The organism is Luteimonas sp. TWI596 (assembly GCF_039674105.1).
Taxonomy (GTDB): domain Bacteria; phylum Pseudomonadota; class Gammaproteobacteria; order Xanthomonadales; family Xanthomonadaceae; genus Luteimonas.
Genome location: NZ_JBDJMU010000005.1, coordinates 1 through 25527 on the forward strand (window position 1 = coordinate 1; position 25527 = coordinate 25527).

Annotated in this window: 17 protein-coding genes and 1 pseudogene; 7 read left to right on the forward strand and 11 right to left on the reverse strand. The window is 67.9% G+C overall.

All coding sequences use genetic code 11. From position 1 onward, the window contains the following. Positions 1-53 precede the first annotated feature (53 nt). The 3 genes and pseudogenes from ABE487_RS05245 to ABE487_RS05255 form a co-directional block, all read right to left on the reverse strand. The gene (locus ABE487_RS05245) at positions 54-395 is read right to left on the reverse strand and encodes a DUF1153 domain-containing protein (RefSeq protein WP_346452868.1); all 342 of its coding nucleotides are present in this window, start codon (positions 393-395) and stop codon (positions 54-56) included. A 39-nt stretch (positions 396-434) separates the two neighbouring features. Continuing rightward, positions 435-1055: pseudogene (locus ABE487_RS05250) on the reverse strand (glutathione binding-like protein); the annotation flags it as partial. Between the two features lie 343 nt (positions 1056-1398). Further along, entirely contained in the window at positions 1399-3999 is a 2601-nt protein-coding gene (locus tag ABE487_RS05255; protein WP_346452160.1) for an exo 1,3/1,4-beta-D-glucan glucohydrolase, read from the reverse strand. Positions 4000-4194: 195 nt separating this feature from the next. Here ABE487_RS05255 and ABE487_RS05260 point away from each other — a divergent pair, with 195 nt between their 5' ends. Both ABE487_RS05260 and ABE487_RS05265 read left to right on the forward strand, forming a co-directional pair. Further along, positions 4195-5202 (forward strand): LacI family DNA-binding transcriptional regulator, encoded by a 1008-nt coding sequence (locus ABE487_RS05260; RefSeq protein ID WP_346444224.1) that lies wholly within the window; start codon positions 4195-4197, stop codon positions 5200-5202. A 167-nt stretch (positions 5203-5369) separates the two neighbouring features. After that, complete coding sequence (locus tag ABE487_RS05265) at positions 5370-6800, forward strand: sugar porter family MFS transporter (RefSeq protein ID WP_346452161.1); 1431 nt, start codon at positions 5370-5372, stop codon at positions 6798-6800. A 131-nt stretch (positions 6801-6931) separates the two neighbouring features. Here ABE487_RS05265 and ABE487_RS05270 read toward each other — a convergent pair whose 3' ends face one another. Both ABE487_RS05270 and ABE487_RS05275 read right to left on the reverse strand, forming a co-directional pair. Continuing rightward, complete coding sequence (locus ABE487_RS05270) at positions 6932-7930, reverse strand: cupin-like domain-containing protein (RefSeq protein ID WP_346452162.1); 999 nt, start codon at positions 7928-7930, stop codon at positions 6932-6934. A gap of 127 nt (positions 7931-8057) precedes the next feature. Then, positions 8058-11090 carry a TonB-dependent receptor gene (locus ABE487_RS05275; RefSeq protein WP_346452197.1) on the reverse strand — a complete coding sequence of 1011 codons (3033 nt, stop codon included), beginning with the start codon at positions 11088-11090 and terminating at the stop codon, positions 8058-8060. Positions 11091-11312: 222 nt separating this feature from the next. On the opposite strand from ABE487_RS05275, the gene ABE487_RS05280 reads away from it, so the two are divergent. Then, positions 11313-12245, forward strand: a complete 933-nt coding sequence (locus ABE487_RS05280; protein ID WP_346452163.1) for an NAD(P)/FAD-dependent oxidoreductase — start codon at positions 11313-11315, stop codon at positions 12243-12245. A 27-nt stretch (positions 12246-12272) separates the two neighbouring features. On the opposite strand, the gene ABE487_RS05285 is transcribed toward ABE487_RS05280, so the two are convergent. The 5 genes from ABE487_RS05285 to ABE487_RS05305 form a co-directional block, all read right to left on the reverse strand. Next, the gene (locus ABE487_RS05285; RefSeq protein WP_346452164.1) at positions 12273-14918 is read right to left on the reverse strand and encodes a TonB-dependent receptor; all 2646 of its coding nucleotides are present in this window, start codon (positions 14916-14918) and stop codon (positions 12273-12275) included. A 197-nt stretch (positions 14919-15115) separates the two neighbouring features. Further along, complete coding sequence (locus ABE487_RS05290; protein WP_346452165.1) at positions 15116-16405, reverse strand: AGE family epimerase/isomerase; 1290 nt, start codon at positions 16403-16405, stop codon at positions 15116-15118. Beyond that, a complete protein-coding gene (locus tag ABE487_RS05295; protein WP_346452166.1) occupies positions 16402-17385 on the reverse strand; it encodes a carbohydrate kinase in 984 nt (327 codons plus the stop codon). Before ABE487_RS05295 ends, ABE487_RS05290 begins: the two co-directional genes overlap by 4 nt. Further along, positions 17385-18692 (reverse strand): sugar MFS transporter, encoded by a 1308-nt coding sequence (locus ABE487_RS05300; RefSeq protein WP_346452167.1) that lies wholly within the window; start codon positions 18690-18692, stop codon positions 17385-17387. The genes ABE487_RS05295 and ABE487_RS05300 overlap by 1 nt, the downstream gene beginning before the upstream one ends. Beyond that, complete coding sequence (locus ABE487_RS05305; RefSeq protein WP_346444235.1) at positions 18689-18892, reverse strand: hypothetical protein; 204 nt, start codon at positions 18890-18892, stop codon at positions 18689-18691. Before ABE487_RS05305 ends, ABE487_RS05300 begins: the two co-directional genes overlap by 4 nt. A 60-nt stretch (positions 18893-18952) precedes the next feature. Between ABE487_RS05305 and ABE487_RS05310 the strand changes: the two genes are divergently transcribed. From ABE487_RS05310 to ABE487_RS05325, 4 genes are all read left to right on the forward strand, one after another. Continuing rightward, positions 18953-21301, forward strand: a complete 2349-nt coding sequence (locus ABE487_RS05310) for a GH92 family glycosyl hydrolase (protein WP_346452168.1) — start codon at positions 18953-18955, stop codon at positions 21299-21301. Positions 21302-21681: 380 nt separating this feature from the next. Continuing rightward, on the forward strand, positions 21682-22332 hold the full coding sequence (locus ABE487_RS05315; RefSeq protein WP_346444237.1) for a TIGR00645 family protein: 651 nt from the start codon (positions 21682-21684) through the stop codon (positions 22330-22332). A gap of 136 nt (positions 22333-22468) precedes the next feature. Next, entirely contained in the window at positions 22469-24649 is a 2181-nt protein-coding gene (gene uvrD, locus ABE487_RS05320) for a DNA helicase II (protein ID WP_346452169.1), read from the forward strand. Positions 24650-24752: 103 nt separating this feature from the next. Continuing rightward, a complete protein-coding gene (locus ABE487_RS05325; RefSeq protein WP_346444239.1) occupies positions 24753-25199 on the forward strand; it encodes a universal stress protein in 447 nt (148 codons plus the stop codon). A gap of 44 nt (positions 25200-25243) precedes the next feature. On the opposite strand, the gene ABE487_RS05330 is transcribed toward ABE487_RS05325, so the two are convergent. After that, on the reverse strand, positions 25244-25489 hold the full coding sequence (locus ABE487_RS05330; protein ID WP_346444240.1) for a hypothetical protein: 246 nt from the start codon (positions 25487-25489) through the stop codon (positions 25244-25246). Positions 25490-25527: the final 38 nt, after the last annotated feature.

The window sequence follows — 25527 nt, forward strand, 5'->3', positions numbered from 1 at the left end:
CAGCCTCTTGATCGTCTTCCGGTCGAACATCCCCTCACCCTTGCGCCCTGGAATCAGGCATCAAGCGTAACGGTGGCTGGCAAAGGACTCCCCGCTAATCTGCGAAGAACCAATTTTTTTCGTGCGCGCAGCTCCAGCATCGCCTCGCCATAGGCTTCCTGCAGGTCCTTGAGCTGCCGTTCGTACTGCTCGCGCACGTCCTCGGGCTTGGCACGAAGCGCGTTCTCCATGCCGCGCTTGGCGTCCTCCACCCAGCTCTCGATCTCCGAGGGCGTCAGGTCAAACTGCCGGCTGGCCTGCGCCACCGTCGTTTTGCCCTGGATGATCTCCAGCACCAGCGCCGACTTGCGCCGCGCCGTCCAACGTTTGATCTCTTCGTCCATCACTTGGCTCATCGTGCTCTCCTCAAAAGGTAGCACCTGAGCAGGAAATCACTGGGTCATTACATAGGCGCGCTGCGTCGCCGGGCGGGCCTGGATTGCGGCGTGCCAGCGGCGGATCTCGGGATAGGGCGTCATATCGATCGGGGCCTTGTCGTAGACGCCGATCCACGGGTAGGCGGCCATGTCGGCGATCGAATAGGCATCGCCGGCGATGAACTCGCGACCTGCCAGCCGGGTGTCGAGCACCTGCAGCAGCCGGTTGGCTTCATTGGTGTAGCGCTCGATCGCGTAGGGAATCTTCTCGGGCGCGTAGACGTTGAAGTGGCCGTACTGGCCGGTCATCGGGCCCAAGCCTGCCATCTGCCAGAACAGCCATTCGATCGCTTCGATGCGCGTGCGCGGTTCGGCGGAGAGGAAGCGGCCGGTCTTCTCGGCCAGATACAGCAGGATCGCGCCCGATTCGAACACCGTCTGCGGCGCGCCGCCGTCGGCCGGCGCGTGATCGACGATCGCGGGCATCTTGTTGTTCGGCGAAAACGCGAGGAACTCGGGCTTGAACTGGTCGCCCTTGCCGATGTTGACCGGGTGGATCGTGTAATCGAGTCCGGCTTCCTCGAGAAACAGCGTGACCTTGTGGCCGTTGGGGGTGGGCCAGTAATGCAGGTCGATCATGGCGACGCTCCAAAAGACAGGTGCGTCGAGTCTAGGGGTGCTGCCGTCACGCGGCGTGGTGACGCGGCGCACGCTGCGTTGCGGTGATGTGGCCTGGGAGCGCGGGGGCGAGCACGCAACCCTGTCCGGCGGCGGGAGACTTGGGTGGGGCCAACGCTGGGGCAAGCCGGCGCTGATTCGGGCGGGCTCTGGTCCGCAGACCGATTTTCTTGGCGGACGGCCGTTGGCCCCCGTCCCACCCTTCCCCCGCGAGCGGGGGAAGGGGCAATCCACGGCCCAGCCTTCCACCCGTGACGGGCGCAATGCCGGCAGGCGGGGGAAGGGGGCAAGCGACTGCGCGCGCTTACTGGGTCTTGCAGTCCAGGCGGTGTGCGGCGTCGGTGCCGACGCGGATATCGGCCACGCCCAGCGTCAGGCCAGCGGGTGCGCGCAGCGCGAACGGCGTGCTGACGCGGGTGGCGTCGAGGCCGGCGGCCGTGAGGCACTTGAGCGGCACGCCGATCGTCGTCCATTCACCGCGCGGCAGCGAGCCCAGCCATGGGCCGACCGGCAGCCGGGCCTCGCAGCCCTCGCCACAACCGGCGAACAGCGTGACGTCACCGGTAGCGGGCACGGCGTCCACGCGCACGGTGGCGAGCAGCAGCGAATCGCCGTTGGTTTCGCGGCTGAGGTCGAACGGCGAATGCGACAGCAGTTCGGCGGTCGCGTTGCCGGTCCAGGTCAGCAGGCGTGCGCCTTCCTGGGTTTGGTAGTCGACCGCGGCCAGTGTCAGCGTGCCGTCGGGCGTGGCGACGCGCGGGTGCAGCACGTCCGCGCCGCGACCGTCGGTTCCGGTCACCACCAGGCGCAGGCCGGGACCGGGGACGCCGCGGGCGAAGTAGCCCGCGTCCTTGCCGTCCTCAGCGCTGACGCCGGCATCTTCCGGCAGTGCGGCCAGGTTGCCGTCCTCGGCGTAGCTCAGGCCATGACCGAAGGCGAACAACGGGTCGTAGCCCTCCATGCCGACGTTGTTCGCGTACTGGTCGCCGCGTCGCGGCCACGAGAAGCTCAGCTTGCCCTTGAAGTCGTGCTGCACATTGCCGTCGGCGCCGCGCAGCAGCACGTCGGCGATGCCTGCGCCCTCCGAACCCGGCAACCACGCCGCGACGAAGGCGTTGGAGGCGTTGATCTCCCGGTTCATCCACAGCGGGCGGCCGCTCAGGAACACCGAGACGACCGGGATGCCTTCGGCGCGCAGGCGCTTGATCAGTTCGAGGTCGGCGTCGTTGCCGGGCTTGTAGAGCAGGTTCGGCAGGTCGCCGAGGAACTCGGCATACGGATCTTCGCCGAACACCACGATCGCCACGTCCGGCTTCTGCCGATACGTACCATCGACGGCGAGCTGCGCGCTGCCACCGGCCGCGGTGACCTGTGCGCGGATGCCGTCCCAGATGGTGTCGCCGTTGGGGTAGTCGGCACGCTTGGTGCCGGTGCCCTGCCAGTTGAGTGTCCAGCCACCGGACTGCTTGCCCATGTCGTCGGCGCCGTCGCCGGCGACCAGCACGCGCTGCTTCGGCGCGATCGGCAGCACGCCGTCGTTCTTGAGCAGCACCAACGATTCGCGCACCGCGCGGCGTGCGACCTCGCGGTGTTCCGGCGCACCGAGCAGTTCGAACTTCCCACCCAGCGCACGCGCCGACGGCTTGGGTGCATCGAACAGGCCCATGCGGAACTTGACGCGCAGAATGCGACGCACCGCATCGTCGAGCCGCGCCATCGGCAGCTCGCCCGACTGCGCGTGCTTGACCGTGCTTTCGTACAGTCCCCGCCAGCTGTCGGGCGCCATCGCCATGTCGAGACCGGCGTTGAAGGTCGACGCGCAATCGGTGGTCGTGCAGCCCGGAAGCTGGCCGTGGCCGTTCCAGTCGCCGACGACGAAACCGCCGAAGTTCATGCGGTCCTTGAGGACGTCGGTCAGCAAGGTCTTGTGCCCGTGCATGCGCTGGCCGTGCACGCTGTTGAACGAGGCCATGACCGCCTGCGCCCCCGCCGCGATCGCCGGCGGATAGCCTGCGCCGTGGATATCGCGCAACTGCGCTTCGGTCACAGCGGTCTCGCCCTGGTCCTTGCCGCCGGCGGTGCCGCCGTCGCCGAGGTAGTGCTTGACCGAGACCATCACATGGTGATCGTCGAGGAAGTCCGGCGCGCCGGGCTTGCCCTGCATGCCCTCGACCACCGCCGGTGCGAACGCGGCGACGATGTCGGGCGACTCGGAGTAGCCCTCGTAGGTGCGGCCCCAGCGGTCGTCTTGCGGCACGGCGACGGTCGGCGCGAACGCCCATTCCATGCCGGTGGCGCGGGTCTCGATCGCGGTGACGCGGCCGATCTCGCGCATCAGCTCCGGGTTGCGCGTTGCGCCCAGGCCGATGTTGTGCGGGAACAGGGTGGCGCCGACGATGTTGCTCTGGCCGTGCACGGCATCGATGCCGAAGATCACCGGGATCGCCTTGCCGCCGCCCGAGGTGTCCATCGAGGCTTCCCAGAAGGCATCCGCCAGCGCCAGCCATTCGGCGGGCGATGCATCGTAGCGGCCACCTGGATCGGAGTTGCCGCCGGCCAGGATCGAGCCAAGCCGATACTTGCGCAGGTCGTCGGGCGTGATGTCGGCGATGTCGCCCTGGACGATCTGGCCGACTTTTTCCTCGAGCGTCATCGTGGCCATCAGGTCGGTGATCTTCTGCTCCAGCGCCGCGTCCTCGGCGAGCGGCCAGCGCGTTTCGGGCCAGTTGGCTGGATCGATCGCACCGGCATCGGCAGTGTTCCCAGGCGTCGCGCTGGCTGCCGCCGCCGGTGCCGCCTGGTGGCCGCAGCCGGCCAGCGCGAGTGCGGCGGCGAGGGCCAGCAGGCGCTGGCCGGCCGGTCGAGTGGCGCCCCGGCGGGCCGCCGGTGTGGGCTGGATGGACATCGTCGGGTTCCCCTCCGCTACGTGGTCGTCAGCTTGGCTGACAGCGTTGTCATGAACGCCGCAGAATACCGCAAGCCGTCCGCGATGTTTGCTGCAGAGCGGCATAACCGCGACCGACCCCGCGCCGCCATCATGAAGTCGATGCCGGTCTGGCAGAATCTGTCGCGAAATCGCACCGACTCTGGATTCCACTACATGCGTGTCCGCATCGAGGACGTCGCCGCAGAGGCCGGCGTGTCCATGAAGACCGTCTCGCGGGTGCTCAACCGCGAGCCCAACGTCGCCGCGGCTACGCGCGCGCGGGTCGAGGCCGCGGTCGGCAAGCTGCGCTACACGCCGCATCCCTCGGCGCGCACGCTGGCCGGGCGCCGCTCATACCTGGTCGCGATGCTCTACGACAACCCGTCGAGCAACTATCTGATGGAGGTCGAGCTTGGCCTGCTCGACGCCTGCAAGGCGCACCACTACAACCTGATGCTCGCGCCGCTGGTCTACGACGCGCGCGACATCGTCGACACCGTCGAGGCGATGGTCGAGCAGTCGCGCCTGGATGGGGTGGTGCTGACGCCGCCGATCACCGACGATCCGGCGCTGCTGGCGCGGCTCGACGAGCTCGACGTGCCCTACGCGAGCATCTCGCCGATGGAAGCGCACCGACGGGTCGGCGTGACCGTGGACGAGGGCAGCGCGGTGCGCGAGATGATCGCGCACCTGGTCTCGTTGGGGCATCGCCGCATCGCGCACATCAAGGGGCACCCCGCACACGGTGCCACCGGCTGGCGCCTGGCCGGGTATCGGGCCGGACTGCGCGAGGCCGGTCTGGCCTTCGATCCTGCCCTGGTCGTGGATGGCGAGTTCTCGCACGAATCGGGATTCCGCGCTGCAACACGACTGCTGGCACTACCCGAGCCGCCGACCGCGATCTTCGCGGCCAACGACGACATGGCGGCCGGTGTGATCTGTGCGGTGTACGAGCTCGGGCTGCAGGTGCCGCGCGATGTCTCGGTCTGCGGCTTCGACGACACTCCGATCTCGCGCCATATCCACCCCGCGCTGACCACGGTGCGCCAGCCGACGCGCGAGATGGGCCAATTGGCCGGGCTGGAACTGCTCAAGGCGCTGCGCGATCGCGACGAGGCCGGCATGGTCGAGGTGCCGTATACGTTGCAGCTGCGCCGCTCCACCGGCCCGGCGCCGCGCTGATCGGCGCGCCGAAGGTGCGGCCGCGCGTCCATCCGGGGCGGCATGGCTGCGACACAGCGTGCGCTGGGGCACGCACAATGGGCCGTCGAGCCGGTATCTTCGGCATTCGAGCCTGACCGGCGCCGGCGCATCCGCCGCGTCGCACGTGCCACTCCGGGGACATGGATATGAGCAGCCCAAGCATTGCCGGCGACGCGTCCGCGCGCGCTGCCGAGAACACCCGCTTCATCGTCCTGATCAGTTGTGTCGCCACGATCGGCGGCTTCCTGTTCGGCTTCGACAGCGGCGTCATCAACGGAACGGTCGACGGCCTGCAGCAGGCCTTCGGTTCGAGCAAGGCCGCGCTGGGCTTCGAGGTCGCCTCGATGCTGCTGGGCTGCGCGATCGGCGCGTTCTTCGCCGGCCGGCTCGCCGATCGCTGGGGGCGACGCAGCGTGTTGATCATTTCCGCGGTGCTGTTCCTGTTGTCGGCGATCGGCTCGGGTGCGGCCACCAGCTCGTTGATGTTCATCGCCGCGCGCGTGCTCGGCGGCTTCGCGGTCGGCGCGGCCAGCGTGATGTCGCCGGCCTATATCGCCGAAGTGGCGCCGGCACGCTACCGGGGCCGGCTGGCGACGGTGCAGCAGATCGCGATCATTTCCGGCCTGTTTGCGGCCTTCCTGAGCAACTACCTGCTCGCCCGCAGCGCCGGCGCATCGACCGACGCGCTGTGGCTGGGCGCGCCGGCCTGGCGCTGGATGTTCTGGATGATGGCGTTCCCGTCGCTGCTGTTCCTGGCGCTGTTGATGCTGATTCCCGAGAGCCCGCGCTACCTGATGGTCAAGCGCCGCCACGGCGAGGCGCTCGCGGTGCTGTCGCGGCTGTACGGCCCGGCGCAGGCGCAGACGACGTTGGGCGAGATCGAACGCTCGCTGGCCGGCGATCAGCATCGTCCGCGGCTGTCGGACCTGGTCGACCGGGTGAGTGGCCGCATCCGGCCGATCGTCTGGGTCGGCATCGGTCTGGCGACGTTCCAGCAGCTGGTCGGCATCAACGTGGTGTTCTACTACGGCGCGGTGTTGTGGCAGGCGGTCGGCTTCTCGGAAAGCGATGCGCTGCTGATCAACGTGCTCTCCGGTGCGCTGAGCATCGGCGCCTGCTTGGTCACCGTGGTCTTGATCGACCGCATCGGCCGCAAGCCGCTGCTGTGGATCGGCTCGCTCGGCATGGCGGTCTCGCTGGCGGTGCTGACCTGGGTGTTTGCCAGCGGCGCGCTGGTCGATGGACACCTGCAGTTGCCGGACGGCATGGGCACGGTGGCGCTGATCGCGGCCAATGCCTACGTGGTGTTCTTCAATATGTCCTGGGGCCCGGTGATGTGGGTCATGCTCGGCGAGATGTTCCCCAACCAGATCCGCGGCTCGGGCCTGGCGGTCGCCGGCGCCGCGCAATGGACCTCGAACTTCGCGATCACCATGAGCTTCCCGGTCCTGCTGGCCGGCATTGGCCTGGCCTCGACCTACGCGATCTACATGGTCGCCGCGTTCGTCTCGGTGGGCTTCGTGCTCAGGTACGTCCGTGAGACCAAGGGCCGCGCGCTGGAGCAGATGGAAGGCTGAGGCGGGGTCGAGGGGCGCGTCGCCCGTTCCGCAATGCATGCGTATCAAAGTCCGGGTGCGGTAGCTGCGCTTCCCTCAAGCGGATCGAGCGTCGCCCTGGCTCGGACGACGCCGCCAAGCTGCAGTGCGGCTCAACGAGCCAGACGCTCGGCTAGGCGCGCTCGGATCGTCGCCGCTCGGGCGTCGTCGAGCGGCGCGAGGATGCCACGCGCTGCGTCAGGGATGTGGTCGGTGGTCAGGGGGCCTGGCTCGAACACATAGTGACGGAAGATCTCCTGCCAAGTCGCGCGCTGCTCGGCCGGTAGGTCCCGGATCGACAGCAGCGCGTGCATCAGCGCGTTCATGGGGGTTTCCATCCATTCCGGTGTACGTCGCCACCAGTAGTTGATCAAGACATTGAAGCCGTCCAGGGCTTCCATGTGGTGCCACCACATACTCGGAATGAAAACAGCGTCGCCTGGCTCCAGAATTGCAGTGCGCGCGTGCCGCATCGCCTCGCCGAAGCGGGGGAAGCGCGTGATGTCGGGGGCGGCGAAGTCCACCAGGCTGATCGGCTGCCCGGCCGGGGTGACGTCCAACGGACCGACATACAGATTGGCCAGCTGGTCAGGCGGCAGCAGCGTCACTCGCCGTCGGCCGGCGCATACACAGGCGAGATTCTCCGGCAGATCCTGATGGGCAGGGACGCGGGTGCGATTGCCGATCCAGATGCTTGCCAGTGGATCGTCGATGCCGAGTTCGATCGGATGCTGCGCGCGCAGGCCCGGCAGGAATGTGTCGAGCGTCGTCGCGCCAAGATAGATCATCGGCGGCTCCGGCGCATCGAGATATTGGATGAGCGTATTGAGCGCGACCGTCAGCGATACCTGCTCGTTCCGGAAGTTGAATCCGCGAAGCTCTGGCCCGTAGCCGATACGGCCTTTCTCTGAGGCCGGCGCCGTCATCGCGGTGACGGGAACAGCGTCGTTGGCGAACCGTCGCAGGTAAGCGGCGGCGTTGCGGCTGGATTGGCGCGCCGCCTGGACCAGCGGCCAGTCGGAAAACCGACCGCGCAGCACCAGCGGCGCATCTCCACGCGCGGCCTGCGCGAGTGACAGGTCCGCAGCGGCCTCGGGGATCTCTTCGGCCATGGCAGATGTATCAGGCATCGATCGTCGTCCGGAGCCAGCATTCCCCAGGATAGTCGAGGCCATCGTACATTCGCGGGCTCTGTATCTCCCGCCTTCGCACCGAGGGCCGAAGGCGGGAGACGTTGCGTCAGAACTTATAGCGGAACCCGAACATGTAGCGCGGTCCGGTCTGAGTCGCGTAGAACACCTGACGCTCGTTTCGGCCGTGCGAACGCATGGTTTCGTCGGTCAGGTTGATCGCTTCGGCGTGGATCGTGAAGTTGTCGTTGACCTGATAGCTGATGTTGAGATCCAGCTGGCCGTAGTCCTCGACGTACACTGGGTTCGGACGCCAGCTGTCGTAGGTGCTGGACAGGAACTTGTCGCGCCAGTTGTAGGCGGCCCTGACCTGCCATGGGCCCTTGTCATAGAACGCGACGAAATTGGCCGAGTCGCTCAACCCCAACATTGCGAACTGGTCGCCGAGGTTGTAGTTGTCGTAGGTCAGGTCGGAGTCGACGATGGTGTAATTCGCCGCCAAGCCGAAGCCGCTCTCGCCGAACAGGTGCTGGACATTGAGCTCCCAGCCATCGAGCTGCGACGAATCACGATTGACTGGCACCGAGACGCGGAACACCGCTGCGGGATCGCCGGGCAGGCCTGCAATGGTGCCCGTGGGCTGGCCATTGACGTCAGTGCCTGTGATGTTGACGCCAGGATCGCCAGCATGGTTGGCGAAGATGTACTGCCGCACGCAGTTGCGGAAGTCGGTGCCACCTACCGCGCAGCCATTTGCCACCGCCTCATTGAAGTACGCGCCTCCCACGGGTGTGGTCAGGTCGAACGGCGTGGTCTCGATGACCGATGTGCCGATGTAGTTGTCGATATCCTTGCGGAACCAGCCGATCGACACGTAGCTGCCCTCCGCGTAGTACCACTCGAACGACAGATCGATGTTCTTCGATTCCAGCGGCCTGAGGTTCGGGTCGCCCTGTGAACCGGTGCCGCCCTCGTAGGCCGCAAAGGATTCGAGTGTCTGGCCGCCCTGGATGTAGTTCCACTGGGGACGACCAATGCTGTGGCCATAGCTGGCACGCAGCACCATGTCTTCAGTGATCTTCAGGCTGGTGTCGATACTGGGCAGCCAGTAATCGTACTTGCCGCGCAGCGTGGTGAAGTCAGGCTCTCCGAACTGCACCGCGAACTCGTTTGAACCCGTCCAGGTCAGTCCGGTCGCGATCGGCACCAATGCACTCGAGGTGATGTCGGTCTCCTCGTAGCGCATGCCGATCGCCACGCTCAGCGGCATCGACAGATCCCAGGTGTTGCTCCACTGCACATAAGCGCTCTTCGACTTCTCCGTGGCCCGACGATCGATGTCGAAGCTCTGCGGAGCGAGATACGCATCCACATCGCCGCCGCGCGCCGCGATCGCGGCGTCGCGCAACTTGTTGAAGTCGAACAGGTAGAACTGGCCGAAGGCGTTGGCGCTACCAGGGAACTGGTCGAAGTAGCGGCTGATGTCGTCGGCGATCCAAAGGCTGTCATCGTAGTCGGCCGCGCCGTTGCCGAATCCGCCCCAGTCGTCGCGTTGCGTGAATGCGTACGCGGTGCGATTCTTGACCTCGGTATAGGCGACGCCGAAATCGAGCTGTGAGTAATCGGCGAAGCGGAAGGTACCCCGCACCTGGCCCTGGTCGACTTCGGACTTCATGTAGCTGTTCCGGAACGACGAGCCCGTTGCCATCATCTGGCTCGGCGAGACGGCCGTTTGTCCTGGAGGCAAAAGCACGGACAGCACCGGGAAGTCGCCACTGAAGTCGACATTGGTCACGCCACGGGCGAACGCCGCGGTGCCAATCACATTGTTCGATCCGTAAGGGCTATCGGCACCGGATTCCGCACTGGAACGGTGGAAGTCGAATTCGAGATCGAGCGAATCCGTTGCAGCCCATTCGACGTTGAAGCCGACCGACTTGTTCTGGTTGCGGGTTGCGAACTGTGCGCCGGCCATTGCCAGGTCTCCCGGGCGCAACTCGAAGCCAGGCGGACAGATGTTGTTCGGGTCGCTGGCTGCCCACTCTTCGGTTGCGGGATTAAAGCAGCCCCCGAACTCGGTATAGCTGATGGGCGCAGCGACAGGACCATCCGTCCACGACGTTTGCGACGCGGCCTGGTTGAACCACGTTGACAACTCGTGGCGTCGCTGCTGGATGCGATTCTCGGCATAGGTGTAGTCGAGCGTCGCGGTGATAGTGTCGGTGGGCGCCCACTGCACCGTGGCCTGTCCATTCGTGCGCTGTCGGCTGACGCCATTGACTGCGTAGATCAGGTTCTGAGGAATCGAGTAGATATCACCAGGCCCTGGCGCATTGATCGCATTGGCGGCCGGTTCCGGATTTGCCAGCGGGCCCTCGCCGTACGGGAATGCATACCAGCCGCCGCCAACCGCAGCTTCGTTGTAGCCGAAGTCGCGTTCCTGGTAGCTGCCGCTCAGCGCGATACCGAAACGGCCATCATCGGTCTTGGTGCTGAAGATGCCCGACATCTCGCCGGTCCATTTGTCGCCCTGCATTGGCTTGGGCAGGTTGTCCACAGAGCTGTCGTGGACGGCCTTCACGCCGACGTTGGCCAGTGTCTCGTTGTCCAGCGGTCGCGCGGTCTTGATGTTGATGGTTGCGCCGATGCCGCCGGTGGCAGTGGAGGCGCGCGAGGTCTTGAACACCTCGACGCCTGAGATCGATTCGGACGCGAGGTTGGCGAAGTCGAATGCGCGTGAGTTGGAGGCATTCGTTGCCTCGATGCTGGAGGCGGGCATCTGCCGACCGTTGAGCAGCACCAAGTTGAAGTCGGGACCGACACCGCGGACGGTGACCTTGGACCCTTCCCCCATCGAACGGTCAATCGACACGCCCGAGATGCGCTGCAGCGACTCGGCCAGGTTGGTATCGGGGAACTTGCCGATGTCCTCGGCGACGATGCCGTCGACGATGCCCTGCGAGTCGCGCTTGAGGTTCATCGACGAGGTCAGGCTGCCGCGGATGCCGGTCACGACGACGGCGTCGAGTTCGGTGGCATCGGGCGACGGATCGGCGACCTGGGCAAGCGTCGGCGAGGCGATGGCGAGTAACAGGGCGGACGTCAGCAACCGCGGCTTGGGCGCGGCACGGAATGGCTTCATGGATCTTCCCCTCCCAAGGGATCTCACGAAAGTCGATCGAATTGTGGGCAGCGCACCGCGCGCGGAACACGCCGTGGGCCAGAGCGCATTAGGAAGGGAGACTGACAGCGTTGTCAACGGGGTGCTGCGCGCTCTGCAGGGGGCCGCCCGCAGGGGCGGCGGCGCTCACCGGCGGTGCACGCCGCCCTCGTCAGTCTCGACTGCCCGTCCGGGAGCCTGCAGATGATCCAAGACATCGATGTCGCGGTGGTGGGCGGCGGGCCGGCGGGCCTGACTGCGGCGACCTATCTGCGCCGCTTTCTGCGCAGCGTGGTCGTCATCGATGGCGGGCGCAGCCGGGCGCGCTACATCCCCGAAAGCCACAATTGCCCGGGATTCCCACAAGGCGTGTCCGGCACCGGGCTGTTGCGTCGCATGCGCGAACAGGCCGAGGCGTTCGCGGTCGAGATCACCACCGGATGCGTGGACACGATCGCGCGGGAGGGCGAGGCATTCGTCGTCGCCGCGGCCGGCAGGCGCTGGCGCGCCCGCAAGGTCATCCTCGCCACCGGGCTGGCCGACCGATTGCCCGAGGTCCCTTGGGCCGAAGCGGCGATCGCCTGCGGCGCGCTGCGCCTGTGCGCGATCTGCGATGCCTACGAGGCCTGCGACCAAGCGATCGCGATCTACGGTCCAGGGGCCGTGATCGGCGGGCATGCTGCCTTCCTGCGCAGCTATTCTGCGCGCATTGCGCTGCTGCCCACCGACGATGACGTCGCGCACGAGGCCATCGCGCAGGCGAAGGGGCTCGGCGCCCTCGTATTGCCGCCCGGCGGGACGCTTGAGTTCGATGGCCGGCACTGCCGCTACCGCACGCCGGAAGGCGAGGTGCACCGCTTCGACACCGCTTATCCGTACCTGGGCTACGAGGGCGGCCCGTCGCTGCCGACCGGGCTGCGCCTGGAGAGCGACGACACCGGCGCGTTGGAGGTCGATGCGCACCAGCAGACCCGGGTGCCCGGGCTGTATGCGGTCGGCGATGTGGTCAGCGGCCTCAACCAGATCTCGGTCGCGGTCGGTCACGCGGCGATTGCCGCCACGCATGCGCACAACGCGCTGCCGTTCGTGCCGCGCGCGCCTGCGCCCGATAACCCGGGCGCAGGGCGCGACTCCTGATGTGGCCGGCGATGCCGCCGGCCCGGCTCAGAACTGGTAACGCACGCGCAGGCCGTAGGCGCGCGCATCATTGAGGAAGCGGATGTTGAGCCGCGATCCGACGAGCGCCTTCTGCGACACATCGTTGTTGAGCAGGTTGCTGCCGTAGAGCTCGTAACGCCAGCGCCCGTCGAGCGAGGTGAGCCCGATGCCGGCATTGAGCGTGACCTCGCCGCGCTGGCGATCGGGGAAGCCGGCCTCGGCCGCAGTTTCCTGCCGCACGAAGTTCCCGGCCTGATCCACGTACGTCACGTCGCGGTTGTTGTACTGGGTCAGGTAGTAGGCCGAGCGGTAGGACGCCAGCAACTGCCAGTCGAGCGAGCCGAACGACAGCTCGGTCATCTGCTGCAGGCGGATGTTGCCGGTGAAGCGCGAGGCGAGCGGTAGCTCGTTGCCGGTCAGGTCGATCAGCGATGTGACGCCGCCTTCGGCGTAGTTCTGGCTGCGGGCGTCGCCGACAGTGCCTTCCTTGATTTCGCTGTCGAGCGCCAGCGCGTTGATGTGCAGCATGAAGCCGGCGCCGAAACGCGTCACGCTTTCGGCCTCGATGCCGTAGATGGCCGAGCGGCCGATGTTGCGGTTGACCAGCGAGTAACCGGCCGGTTCACCCTCGGGGTTGAGCGAAATCACGGCCAGGTCCTGGAACACCTGATCGGTGTAGTCGTAATAGAACGCGCTGACGTTGAAGTTGCCCGGACGCCCGAACCAGCGGTGGCTCATCTTGCTGCCGATCTCGTAGGCCTTGATCGACTCGGGACTGAAGGTTTCCGGGATCACGTTGACGTCGAAGGTGTCGTTGAAGCCGCCGGACTTGTGGCCGGTGGACACCGTGGCGTAGAGCATGTGGTCGTCGGTCAGGTCGAACTCCACGCCGGCGCGCCAGTCGTTGAACTGGAAACGGCTTTCGCCGAACTGCTGGGAGGGGATCGAACTGACCGTCGCGACGCTGTAGCGGCAGTCCGGGGTGGAGGTGTCGCAGCCGAAAGCGCCGCCGTTGGCTACGCCGCCGATCTGGTTGGCAATGTTGTCGCGTTGTCCATGCCGCAGGATGCCCTGCAGCAGGAAACGGGCCATGTCCGCCTGCGAGGTCAAGCCGGTCACGTCGAAGTTCGGGCGCTTCATGAAAGCTGGCGCGAAACCTTCCGTCCCCAACCGCGTCGGTACGCTGTTGCCGTCAGCATCGATCAGTCCAATTGCCCAGTTGCCACCGATGCCGTAACGCGACTTGGCCTCGCGGGTGCGGCGCACACCGGCCTTGAGGCGGGTGCGGTCGTTGACTTCGAAGGTGCCGTCGGCGAACAGCGCGGTGGAGCGCCCGTTGACGCGCGGCATCGTGAACTCGGTGCCCGAGAACCAGGTGCCCTTGTCGGTCAGCGACAGGTAGCCGACCTGCTGGTCTTCGTTGAAGTGGAACGCGCCGCCGGTCCACTGGAAGCGGCCATCGCCCGACGAAGACAGACGCAGTTCGTGGGTCGTCGACTGCGACAGCGTCTCCCAGTACTGGGTCGAGAAGTTGTCGTAGTCGAAGCCGTCCGGATTGTTCGGTCCGCGCGGGCTGACGTCGCGGCCCGGCCACAGAATGCCTTCACTGGCCGCATTGGTCTGGCGGTAGTCGACGTCGCGGTAGCTGGTGTTGTACTCGGCGACGATCGGGCCGAAGTCGTAGCTCACGTTGGCCATCGCGCCCCAGTTGGTGCTGTCGAGCTTGCCCTGCGGGCCGCGATAGACCACGTTGCGCAGGTCGAGATCGTCGGGCGACAGGCCGGGGCTGTTGGGGCAGGTGTCGGGGTCGGCGCTGCCGCAGGCTGCGGTCCAGATGTTCGCGCCCGGATAGCCGGTGCCGCCTTCCTTGCCCATGTCGGCCATCGCGAAGACGCTGAGCTTGTCGTCGGGCTGGTAGAGGAACGACACGCGGCCGCCCTTCTCGTTCTGGATGCCGGCCGGATCGAGGCGCGGGTCGCCCGCATTGCGGAACGAGCTGTCCTTCTCGACCTTGTAGCCGGCAAAGCGCAGCGCCGCCCAGCCGCCGAGCGGCAGGTTGAGCGCGAATTCGCCGGCCTGGTGGTCGCGGTTGCCGGCCTCGAGCTGCACATAGCCGCCGAACGCCTCGAGATCCGGGCGCTTGGTGACGATGTTGAGCGAGCCGGCGAGCGCGTTGCGCCCGCGCAGCGTGCCCTGCGGGCCCTTGTTGATCTCGACGCGCTCGACGTCGTAGAACATGCCGCCCAGGCCGCGCGGACGCGCGATGTAGGCGCCGTTGATATGCGGCGCCGCGCCCGGATCGCCCAGTTCGGTGTTGTTGGCCGAACCCACGCCGCGGATGAAGATCTCCAGGTTGCCTTCCTGGTTGGCCATGCTCAGGCCGGGCACGACCGTTTGGATATTGCGCAGTTCGTTGTTGATGCCGAGGGCGCGGGCATCGTCACCGGAGATCGCCTGCGCGGTACCGGCGTACTTCTGCAGGTCCTGCTCGCGGCGCTCGACGGTGACGATCACAGAGTCGAGCGTCTTCGCCTCGTCCCTGTCGGCGGCGGTCGACGGCGCCGTGGTCTGGGCGGCGGCCGGCAGGGCGCCGAAGGCCAGCGCGGTGGCGATGGCGCAGCACAGGGCGCGCCGCGGGTGCGGTGTGTACATCGGATCCCCTCCCAAGGGCGTAGTGGCGCGTCGCGTATCGGGACGCGCTCGAGGGGCGCATTTAGCTTGGCTTTGACAGCGCTGTCAACTCGTTCGCGACGCGGCGTGATGCGCCCGCTTGGCGGCTGCGCAGGCAGGCGGGTTCGTGGCCGTGCGTGGTGTGCACTGCAGCATGGACTTGCGCAGCTGAAACGGCGTCAGCGTCGGCGCGTGTGCCCGCGCATCACTGCCAGCACGTCGTGGCAGGCGCCCATCGTGTGATAGTCGGTCTTGCCCGCGGGGCTCTTGAGATCGTCGTACTTGCCGTTACGACGGTCGAGGATGCGGTACCAGGCACCATGCGCGTGATCGACGAAATGGTCCCAGGCGTAGGCCCACAGGCGCAGGTAGTCGTCGCGGTAGCGCACCTCGCCCGTGGCCTCGTACAGCCGCCAGGCCGCCGCGATGGCCTCGGCCTGGACCCAGAAATACTTGTCGTCGTCGCACCAGAACATCGGGGCGGCCGCCAGGTCCGGCGGCGGCGCGTCGGGGTAGGGCGAGCTGTCGCGCAGCGCCTGCGGCGCGAAGCCGTAGACGATGCCGCCGTGCGTGGCGTCCCAGCCATGGGCCAGGGCCGTGTCGTAAAGATGGCGTGCGGTCGGCAGCAGCCAGTCGGGCGCATCGGGCCCCAGGTGCGCGCGCAGCGACAGCAACAGCTTGGCCCATTCGACCTGGTGGCCGGGCTGGAAGCCCCAGGGCCGGAACAGGTGCTTGGGGTCGTCGCGGTGATAGTCCCAGTCGACCGACCAGTCCGCGTGCCAATGCTCCCAGACCAGGCCGCCCGACAAGGCGGCCTGGCGCCGGGTCATGTGGTCGGCCAGGACCAGGGCGCGCGACAGATAGCGATCGTCGCCGCCGGCCTCGTGCGCGGCGATCAGTGCCTCGCACAGATGCATGTTGGCGTTCTGGCCGCGATAGGGCGCGTAGCGCCACTGTGCGTCGGCCTCGTCGCGGTACAGCCCCTGCACCGGGTCCCAGGCGTGCTGCTCGAGCAGGTCCCAGGTCTCGTCCATCGCGGCCGCGGTGTCGAGGCCGGCCTTGCGTGCGCTCGCCTGCGCCAGCAGCACGAACGCCAGCCCGTAGCTGTGATGGGTGCGGTCTTCGGCCGCGCCGTCGCGCAGGGTCCAGGCGTAGCCGCCGCTCGCCGGGTCGCGATGGACCTCGTGCAGGAAGCGCAGGCCGTGCAGGGCCGAGGCGCGGTCGCGGTCGGCATCGGGCCCATCCGCGAACTCGACGGCGGCCATCGCGAAGTCGTAGACGAAGCGGGTGCTGCTGACCAGGTGACGGTGGCTGCGGTCGTAGACCGTGCCGTCGTCGCGGAAGTAATGGAAGAAGCCGCCCGCCGGGTCGAGCGCACGCGGACGGTAGAACGCCATCGTGTCGGCGATGTGCGCGCGCAGCGTCTGGGGTGAGGTGAAGTCGGGAACAGGCGTTGCAGGCAACATCATTCAGCGGTCTCGAGCAGGCGGTCGACGGCCTCGCGCGCGGGCATCGCGTCGAAGGCGCCGTGTCGGGTGGTGGCCAGCGCGCCGGCGGCCGCGGCGTGCGCCAGCAGATCGGCGCGCAGCGCGGGAGTGTCGAAGGCGGCGGCCAGGCTGCCGGCATCGACCGCGCGGTCGGCCAGTCGCCACAGCAGCCCGGCGACGAAGGCATCGCCGGCAGCGGTCGTGTCCACGGCGCAGACCGCAAACGTCGGCGCCGTCCCGGCGCTCGTGCGCGTCCACCAGCGGATCGGCGCGGCGCCGTCGGTGACGACGAGCACATCGGCCGTTTCCAGAATGCGCCCCACGGTCGCGGCGGGGTCGCCGTCGCCCGCAAGGAACGTCAGTTCCTCGGCGCTGAGCTTGACCAGGTGGGCGTGTGTGAGCGCGCGCCACAGCGTCGGCGTCGGATCGGTTCCGGCCGACCACAGCGCCGGACGCCAATTGAGATCGAAGCTCACCAGTGCGCCCTCGCGTGCGGCGCGTGCCATGCCGTGCAAAGTGGCCTGGGCGATGGCGGGCTCGGTCAGGCTGTTGGAGCAGGCGTGCAGCACGGTCACGTCGGCGAAGGCATCGTCGGCGAAGTCGCGTTCGGTGAACAACAGGTCCGCGGCCGGCGGGCGGTAGAAGCTGAAGCTGCGCTCGCCGTCGTCGGCGAGCGAGACGAAGGCCAGCGCCGTCGGCGCGGCGTCCGTGCGTCGAACCTGCGACGTGTCGACGCCGTGCCGCTGCAGCGCCGCCGCCAGGGTGTCGCCGAACATGTCCTGCGCCAGCATGCCGACGAAGCGCGCCGCACCGCCAAGCGCGGCGACGCCGACGGCGACGTTCGCCGGTGCGCCGCCGGGCTGCTCGACGAATCGCCGCGCCTGGCCGGCGGTCGCCGGCTCGGCACGGAAATCGATCAGCGCCTCTCCGAAGCAGGCGATGGTGCGTCGCGTCCGATCCATCAGTGCATCGCACTCGGGCGCGGCGTCGGCGTGCCGGCAGGCGCGAGCGCATCGCCCCGCACCCGCGAGCCACGCAGCCCGTACCAGATGATGTAGACGTAGCAGACCAGCGGAATGACGAACGACAGCTGGATGCCAACGCGGTCGGCCAGCGCACCCTGCGCCAGCGGAATCAACGCGCCGCCGACGATCGCCATCACCAGCAGGCTCGAGGCCTTGCTGGTCAGCGTGCCCAGGCGCTCGATCGCGGTGGTGAAGATGGTCGGGAACATGATCGAGTTGAACAGGCCCACCGCCAACGCGCTCCACATCGCGATGCTGCCGCTGTTGGTCATCGTCACCGTCAGCAGCACGCACACCATGACCGCGGCGAACGCGAGCAGTTTGCGAGCGTCGATCTTGGTCATCAAGGCCGCACCGATGAAACGGCCGACCATCGCGCCGCCCCAGTAGAACGCAAGGAAGCGCGAGGCCGCTGCTTCGCTCAGCCCGCCGATCGCGGGCTCGGCCATGTAGTTGATCAGGAAGCTGCCGATCGCGACTTCAGCGCCGACGTACATGAAGATGCCGAGCACGCCCCAGCGCAGGTGCGGGTGGGCCAGTGCTTCGCGGAAGGTATGCGGGTCACGGGTCGATGCGCCTTCGGCGCGCAGCGAGGGAATCCGCATCGTCACCACGAATACCGCCAGCAACAGCAGGCCGCCGGCCAGCATCAGGTAGGGCATCTCGACCGAGCGTGCCTCCGAGGCGCGGTAGGCGATCTGGTCGGCCATCGGCATCGCGGCGATCTGGTCCGCCCCCAGCACCGTGCCGGCCAGGATCAGCGGCCCGATGAAGTACGGGAACGCGGTTGTGCCGAACGAGTTGAGCGCCTGAGCGAAGGTGAGCCGGCTGTGCGAGGACTCGGGCGGGCCCAGCAACGCGATGTAGGGATTGGCGGAGACCTGCAGCAGCGTGATGCCCGAGGCCAGCACGAACAGCGCGGTCAGGAACAGGCCGTACGAGGGCAGCCGGGCGGCCGGGAAGAACAGCGCCGCCCCGGCCGCGGCCACCAGCAAGCCGACGACGATGCTGGCCTTGTAGCCAATGCGCGAGACGATCGTGCCGGCAGGAATCGACATCAGGAAGTACGCGCCGAAGAATGTGAACTGGATCAGCAGCGTCTGCACGTAGTTCATCGAGAACACGGCTTTGAGATGCGGGATCAGCACGTCGTTGAGGCTGGTCAGGCCGCCCCAGGTCAGAAAGATCAGGCTGACCACCGCGATTGCGGCGGAATTGGACATCGTGGAACGGGATGTGCTCATGCGTCGGCTCCGGTGGCCTGCGTCGGGACGTTGGAAAAGGAACGGCGGGCGCGCACGCGCCATGTCGTGCGGGCGATGGGGTAGGCGGTGGTTGCGGGCGGCATCGTGCGCCGCCGTCCCGACAGGATCGTCTCTTGAACCGATTGAAGGTCGGACATGGTGACGCTGCCGAAGTCGGGCGGCATCTTGCAATGCAGCATGCGAAAAGCGGGATCGGGTGCTAGGGTCGAACGAATTGAATCGATACAAACGAGGGCGCGATGGCCAGGCTGGGGGCAGCGATGACGGTGGCGATGGGCGCGTTGTTGGGCGCAGGGGTGGCGCTGGCCGATCCGGGCACGGTGGGCGACAAGGCCTACCGCGCGGTCGATCCGTTCATCGGCACCGGCGGCGAGGGCCATACCTACCCCGGCGCGACGGTGCCCTTCGGCATGGTCCAGCTCAGCCCCGACACCCGCATCCAGCCACGCGAGAAGGGCTACGACTGGGCTGCGGGCTACCGCTACGACGACACCAGCATCGTCGGTTTTTCGCACACGCATTTTTCGGGCACCGGCCACTCCGACCTCGGCGATGTGCTGCTGATGCCCACGACCGGACCCGAGCGGCTCGAACGCGGCGACCCCGGTCGCCCCGGCAGCGGCTACGCCTCGCGTTTCCGCCACGACGACGAGGTGGCGCAGCCGGGCTACTACGCCGTCACGCTCGACGATTACCGCGTGCGCGCCGAACTGACCGCCAGCGCCCGCGCCGGTGTGCATCGCTACACCTTCCCTGCGGGCGAGGACGCGCGCGTGCTGCTGGACCTGCGCACGTCGATGTACGACTACCCGGGCAAGATCCTGTGGTCGCGACTGCGGCGCATGCCCGACGGCACGATCACCGGCTTTCGCCAGACCCGTGGCTGGGCGCCGGGCCGGCAGTTGTACTTCGCGATGCGCTTCTCGCGTCCGCTGCAGGGCCACGCCTTCCACAACACCGAGACCGAGATTCTCTACAAAGGCTTCGCTCCGCCAGCCGACCGCACCCCGGGCGAACGCGCGCAGATCGAGGGCCGGCAATTGGTCGGCACCCTCGATTTCGGCAAGCTCGACGCGCCGCTCGTGGTCAAGGTGGCGATCTCGTCGGTCGACGAGGCCGGCGCGATCGCCAACCTCGACGCCGAAGTGCCGGATTTCGACTTCGACCGCGTGCACGCGCAGGCGAAGGCCCAGTGGACCCAGGCGCTGTCGGTGCTCGACATCGACGCGCCCGAACACGACCGCCGCAGCGCCTACACCGCGCTCTACCACACGCTGCTGGGCCCGACGCTGTTCATGGACGTCGATGGGCGCTATCGCGGACCGGACCAGGCGATCCATACCGCCGACGGCTTCGCCCACTACTCGACGTTCTCGCTGTGGGACACCTATCGCGCGCTGCATCCGCTGCTGACCCTGGTGCAGCCGGAAAAGCGCAACGCCGACTTCGTCGACTCGCTGCTCGCGCACCGCCGCCACAGCCCGTACGGGATCCTGCCGGTGTGGTCGTTCCACGGCCAGGAGACCTGGACGATGATCGGCTACCACGCGGTGCCGGTGATCGCCGACGCGTATCTGAAGGGCATCCGCGGCTTCGACGCCGACGCCGCGCTCGAGGCGATGACCGCCAGTGCGTCCTACGGCCCCTACGACGGGCTGCGCCAGTACATGGAACTGGGCTGGGTGCCGATCGATGAAGAAGGCGAGGCCGCCTCCAAGACCCTCGAATACGCCTACGGCGACTGGACGATCGCGCGCATGGCCCAGGCGATGGGGCGCGACGCGGTCGCGCGCGATTTCGCGCGGCGCGCGGCGAACTGGCGCAACGCCTTCGATCCTGAGACCGGCTTCATGCGCGCCCGCAACCGCGACGGCAGCTTCCGGGTGCCGTTCGACCCGACCGCCAGCGGCTACGGCACCGACTACACCGAGGGCAATGCCTGGCAGTACTCCTGGTACGTGCCGCATGACGTCGCCGGTCTGGCGGCCGCCCACGGCGGGGCCGACGCGCTGCTCGACAAGCTCGACGCGGTGTTCGAGGCCGATGTCGACCCGGCGATCTTCGAGCACATGGAGGACATCACCGGCTTGATCGGCTGGTATGCCCACGGCAACGAGCCCAGCCACCATGTGGCCTATCTCTATGCGCATGCCGGCCAGCCCTGGCGCACCCAGGCGCGCCTGGGGACGATCATGGCGAGCCAGTACGCCGACCGGCCCGACGGCCTGGCGGGCAACGACGACCTGGGCCAGATGTCGGCCTGGTACCTGTTCACCGCGCTGGGCTTCTACCCGGTCGCGCCGGGCAGCGGCGAGTACGTGATCGGCCGGCCGTTCCTGCCGCGCGCCACGCTCGACCTGCCCAACGGCAAGCGCTTCACCATCGTCGCCGACGGGCTGTCGCAAGGACACGGTTATATCGGCGCGGCGACGCTCAACGGCAAGCCGCTGCGACGCGCATTCCTGCGTCACGACGAGATCCTGGCCGGCGGCGAGCTGCGCTTCACCATGCAGGCCGCCCCCAACCGCGATTGGCCGGGCGTGGACGCCGAAGCGCCGTACTCGATGAGCACCGCGCCGGTGCGCTGAGCCGATCCCGGTCTTCCCGTGCAGCCGCGTCGCACCCGCGCGGCCGCGCGCTGTCGCGGCACGTCGGCGACGGCCGTCTCGCTCGGCATCCTCGATCCTCCCAGATCCGGAACGCGGCGCCCGAGCGCGCCGCCCGGTCCTTGTACGAGGGCATGACAACGCTGTCAATGCGTCTGGGTCCTCAGTGACGCGACCCGATCGCCGGATGAGCGTTGCGAAAAGGGCGCTGGGCGCCGCGACCGATGCCCCCGTGCCCGCGCGATCGTCCCGGTTCGACGCCCCGGCGCCCAGGTGACGCGTGCCCAGCCATCAGCACGGTCCACGATTGGCAAAGTCACAGGCCCTCGCTACGCTCCGCGCACCTCCCGCAGGCTCCCCCCATGTCGACCCCGCTGTCCGCGCCGCCCCGCCTCAACCCCCTGTCCTACGTCATCTTCGGTTCGCGCTGGCTGCAGCTGCCGCTGTACCTGGGCCTGATCGTCGCCCAGGGCGTCTACGTGTTCCTGTTCGTCAAGGAGCTCTGGCACCTGGTCCACGGCGCGACCACGCTGACCGAGCAGGGGATCATGCTGCTGGTGCTGGGCCTGATCGACGTGGTGATGATCTCCAACCTGCTGGTGATGGTGATCGTCGGCGGCTACGAGACCTTCGTCTCGCGCCTGGGCCTGCAGGGCCATCCCGACCAGCCCGAGTGGCTGAGCCACGTCAATGCCAGCGTGCTCAAGGTCAAGTTGGCGATGGCGATCATCGGCATCTCGTCGATCCATTTGCTCAAGACCTTCATCGCCGCCGGCGAGGTCGGCCTGCCGGTCTGCGGCACCGCCGACGCGATCGCCGCGGCCGCCGCGCATGCCCAGGCGATCGCCGGCGGGCTGTCGCTCGCCGCGCCGGCCTGCACCAAGGTCACCACCGCCGGCGTCATGTGGCAGACGATCATCCACGGCGGCTTCATTCTCTCGGCGATCGGCATCGCCTACACCGACAAGCTGATGACCGGCAGCAGCGCCCGCCGCGAGCACGCCGCGCACTGACCATAACCGGGGTCAGAGTCGATTTTCCGTGCCCGATATCGACGCTGGCCCCGAGCTCTGAGCGCCGCCACGCCTTCGGCCGCGTCGTCGAAAAATCGACTCTGACCCCGGTTTGGGAGGGGCGTAGAATGCGGGGATGGATGTCTCGCACCTGCTCGATGGGCTGAACGCAGCCCAGCGCCAAGCTGTTTCGGCGCCCGATTCGCACTATCTCGTCCTGGCCGGCGCCGGCAGCGGCAAGACCCGCGTGCTGACGCACCGGATCGCCTGGCTCAACGAAGTTGTCGGGGTGCCGGCGTACGGCGTGTTCGCCGTGACCTTCACCAACAAGGCCGCGGCCGAGATGCGCCACCGCGTGGACGCGCAGTTGCGCAATGGCGCGCGCGGCATGTGGATCGGCACGTTCCACGGCCTGGCGCACCGCCTGCTGCGCCTGCACTGGCAGGATGCGAAGCTGCCCGAGGGCTTCCAGATCCTCGACAGCGACGACCAACTGCGGCTGGTCAAGCGTGTGGTCCAGCAGCTCGAGCTCGACGACGCGCGCTTTCCGCCGCGGCAGATCGCCTGGTGGATCAACGCGCAGAAGGACGAAGGCAAGCGGCCGCAGCACATCCAGGATGGCGGCGACGAGTGGTCGGGCGTGATGCTCAAGGCCTACGCGCTCTACCAGGAGCGCTGCGACCGTGCCGGCCTGGTCGACTTTGCCGAGATCCTGTTGCGCGCGCACGAGCTGCTGCGCGATACGCCGGCATTGCTCGCGCACTACCGCCAGCGCTTCGGCCATCTGCTGGTCGACGAGTTCCAGGACACCAACGCGATCCAATACGCATTCGTGCGCGTGCTCGCGGGCGACACCGGCAAGGTGTTCATCGTCGGCGACGACGACCAGGCGATCTATGGCTGGCGCGGCGCGAAGGTCGAGAACGTGCAGCGCTTCCTGCGCGATTACCCGGGCGCGCAGACGATCCGGCTCGAACAGAACTACCGCTCCAGCGCCAACATCCTGGGCGCGGCCAACGCGGTCATCGCGCACAACCCCGACCGGCTCGGCAAGCAGCTGTGGACCGACAGCGGCGAGGGCGATCCGATCGACCTCTACGCGGCCTACAACGAGATCGACGAGGCGCGCTACGTGGTCGAGCGCGCGTTGCAGTGGGTCCGCGACGGTGGCAGCCACGGCGACATCGCCGTGCTCTACCGCAGCAATGCGCAGTCGCGCGCGATGGAAGAGCAACTGGTCGCCGAGCAGGTGCCCTATCGCGTCTACGGCGGCGTGCGCTTCTTCGAACGCGCCGAGATCAAGGACACGCTGGCCTACCTGCGCCTGATCGCCAATCGCGACGACGACGCCGCGTTCGAGCGTGCGGTCAACACGCCGCCGCGCGGCATCGGCGAGCGCACGCTCGACGAGGTGCGCCGGCAGGCACGCGAACATGCGATCCCGTTGTGGGAATCGGCGCTGCGCTGCGCCCAGGGCGGCGGTCTGGCGGGCCGCGCCCGCAATGCGCTGGCCGGCTTCGCCCAGCTGATCGACGCGCTGGCCGGCGAGGTCGCCGAGTTGTCGCTCAAGGACAAGATCGATCACGTGCTCGCGCGCTCCAACCTGCGCGTGCATTACGCCAACGAGTCGAAGGGCAGTGCCGATTCGCGGGTCGAGAACCTCGACGAACTGGTCTCGGTCGCCTCGCGCTTCGTGCGCGGAGACGACGAAGAGAGCGCCCAGCTCACCGAACTCGTTGCGTTTCTGGCCTATGCCGCGCTTGAAGCTGGGGAAGGCCAGGCGCAGGCCGGCGAGGATGGCGTGCAGCTGATGACGTTGCACAGTGCCAAGGGTCTGGAGTTCCCGCTGGTGTTCCTGGTCGGCCTGGAGGAAGGGCTGTTTCCCAGCGCCCGCACCGCCGAGGAGAGCGGCCGGCTGGAGGAGGAGCGCCGGCTGGCGTACGTGGGCATCACCCGCGCGCGGCAGAAGCTGGTGCTGACCTACGCCGAGGCGCGCCGCCTGCACGGCCAGGACATGTTCGGCGTGCCGTCGCGCTTCCTGCGCGAGATCCCGCCGGCGCTGCTGCACGAAGTGCGGCCGAAGGTGCAGGCGACGCGCGCGACGTTCCCGCAGCGGCAGCGCCCCGACTACGGCCACGCCAGCCTGGCGCCGTCGGTCGGCGTGCGCCTGGGCCAGAACGTGACGCATGCGAAGTTTGGTGCCGGTACCGTGACCGATATCGAGGGCGACGGCGCGCATGCGCGCGTGCAGGTCAACTTCGACGAGGTCGGCAGCAAGTGGCTGGTGATGGCTTACGCGAATCTGCAGCCGGCGTAGCGCACCGCCTCAGGGAGCACGGGTTGCGACGTTCGGCCGCGTCGGCCCGGTCGGGCGCGGGGGGTATAGTCGAGACGACCCTCGTCATTCCCGGGAGCAGGCCATGTACCGCAACATCCTTGTCGCCACCGATGGATCGGAACTCGCCGCGCGCGGTGTCGAGCACGCGGCCACGCTCGCCGCAGGCCTCGGTGCGTCGCTGACCATCGTCACCGTCTCCGAGCCATGGAACACCGCGCTGACCGATCCCAGCGGGCTGGTCGGCTTCGATGAGTTCCTCAAGGACTACCGCGCCGCGGCCCAGGCCCGTGCCGACGACGTGCTCGCCGCCGCGAAGCAGGCCGCATCGCGGCATGGGGTCGAGGCCACGACGCTGTTCGTGGCCGAGCAGCCGCCGGCCGATGCGATCCTCGAAACCGCGCAGGCGCGCGGCATCGACGTGGTGGTCATGGCCTCCCACGGACGCCGGGGGCTGGGCCGGCTGTTGCTCGGCAGCCAGACCCAGGCGGTTGTGGCGCGCAGCGAGCTGCCGGTGCTGATCGTGCGATGACCTGAGCCGCTGTGCCTGCGCGGGCGGTGCCGACGCACGGGCTGCTACTCGCGCAGCGCGAACCCCGGCGACTCGTTGAGCTGCCCGTCGCCTTCGACCACCAGCCAGCGCCCCCCGGCCTTCTCGAACACGACCGGGACCGGTTCCCGGAACAAGGGCCGGCGCACGAAGCGCAGTTCCCAGCCCAGCGCCTCGAGGGTCGCGATCGCAGCGGCCTGCTCGGGCGTCAGATCCTGGCGCAGGGTGGCCGGATCAGGCGGGGCCGGGCGGCGACGTTCGGATCGGCTCATGCGGACTCTCGCTCGGGACGCGACGGATGCAGCGCGGC

Excerpts from the sequence above, each read along its gene's own strand:
- ABE487_RS05315 (WP_346444237.1), top strand. The coding sequence starts at position 21,682 with ATGTCGACCCCGCTGTCCGCGCCGCCCCGCCTCAACCCCCTGTCCTAC.
- ABE487_RS05325 (WP_346444239.1), top strand. The coding sequence starts at position 24,753 with ATGTACCGCAACATCCTTGTCGCCACCGATGGATCGGAACTCGCCGCG.
- ABE487_RS05275 (WP_346452197.1), bottom strand. The coding sequence starts at position 11,090 with ATGAAGCCATTCCGTGCCGCGCCCAAGCCGCGGTTGCTGACGTCCGCC.
- ABE487_RS05305 (WP_346444235.1), bottom strand. The coding sequence starts at position 18,892 with ATGCTGCATTGCAAGATGCCGCCCGACTTCGGCAGCGTCACCATGTCC.
- ABE487_RS05245 (WP_346452868.1), bottom strand. The coding sequence starts at position 395 with ATGAGCCAAGTGATGGACGAAGAGATCAAACGTTGGACGGCGCGGCGC.
- ABE487_RS05295 (WP_346452166.1), bottom strand. The coding sequence starts at position 17,385 with ATGGATCGGACGCGACGCACCATCGCCTGCTTCGGAGAGGCGCTGATC.
- ABE487_RS05270 (WP_346452162.1), bottom strand. The coding sequence starts at position 7,930 with ATGGCCGAAGAGATCCCCGAGGCCGCTGCGGACCTGTCACTCGCGCAG.
- ABE487_RS05330 (WP_346444240.1), bottom strand. The coding sequence starts at position 25,489 with ATGAGCCGATCCGAACGTCGCCGCCCGGCCCCGCCTGATCCGGCCACC.
- uvrD (WP_346452169.1), top strand. The coding sequence starts at position 22,469 with ATGGATGTCTCGCACCTGCTCGATGGGCTGAACGCAGCCCAGCGCCAA.
- ABE487_RS05255 (WP_346452160.1), bottom strand. The coding sequence starts at position 3,999 with ATGTCCATCCAGCCCACACCGGCGGCCCGCCGGGGCGCCACTCGACCG.
- ABE487_RS05280 (WP_346452163.1), top strand. The coding sequence starts at position 11,313 with ATGATCCAAGACATCGATGTCGCGGTGGTGGGCGGCGGGCCGGCGGGC.
- ABE487_RS05300 (WP_346452167.1), bottom strand. The coding sequence starts at position 18,692 with ATGAGCACATCCCGTTCCACGATGTCCAATTCCGCCGCAATCGCGGTG.
- ABE487_RS05285 (WP_346452164.1), bottom strand. The coding sequence starts at position 14,918 with ATGTACACACCGCACCCGCGGCGCGCCCTGTGCTGCGCCATCGCCACC.
- ABE487_RS05290 (WP_346452165.1), bottom strand. The coding sequence starts at position 16,405 with ATGATGTTGCCTGCAACGCCTGTTCCCGACTTCACCTCACCCCAGACG.
- ABE487_RS05265 (WP_346452161.1), top strand. The coding sequence starts at position 5,370 with ATGAGCAGCCCAAGCATTGCCGGCGACGCGTCCGCGCGCGCTGCCGAG.
- ABE487_RS05310 (WP_346452168.1), top strand. The coding sequence starts at position 18,953 with ATGGCCAGGCTGGGGGCAGCGATGACGGTGGCGATGGGCGCGTTGTTG.
- ABE487_RS05260 (WP_346444224.1), top strand. The coding sequence starts at position 4,195 with ATGCGTGTCCGCATCGAGGACGTCGCCGCAGAGGCCGGCGTGTCCATG.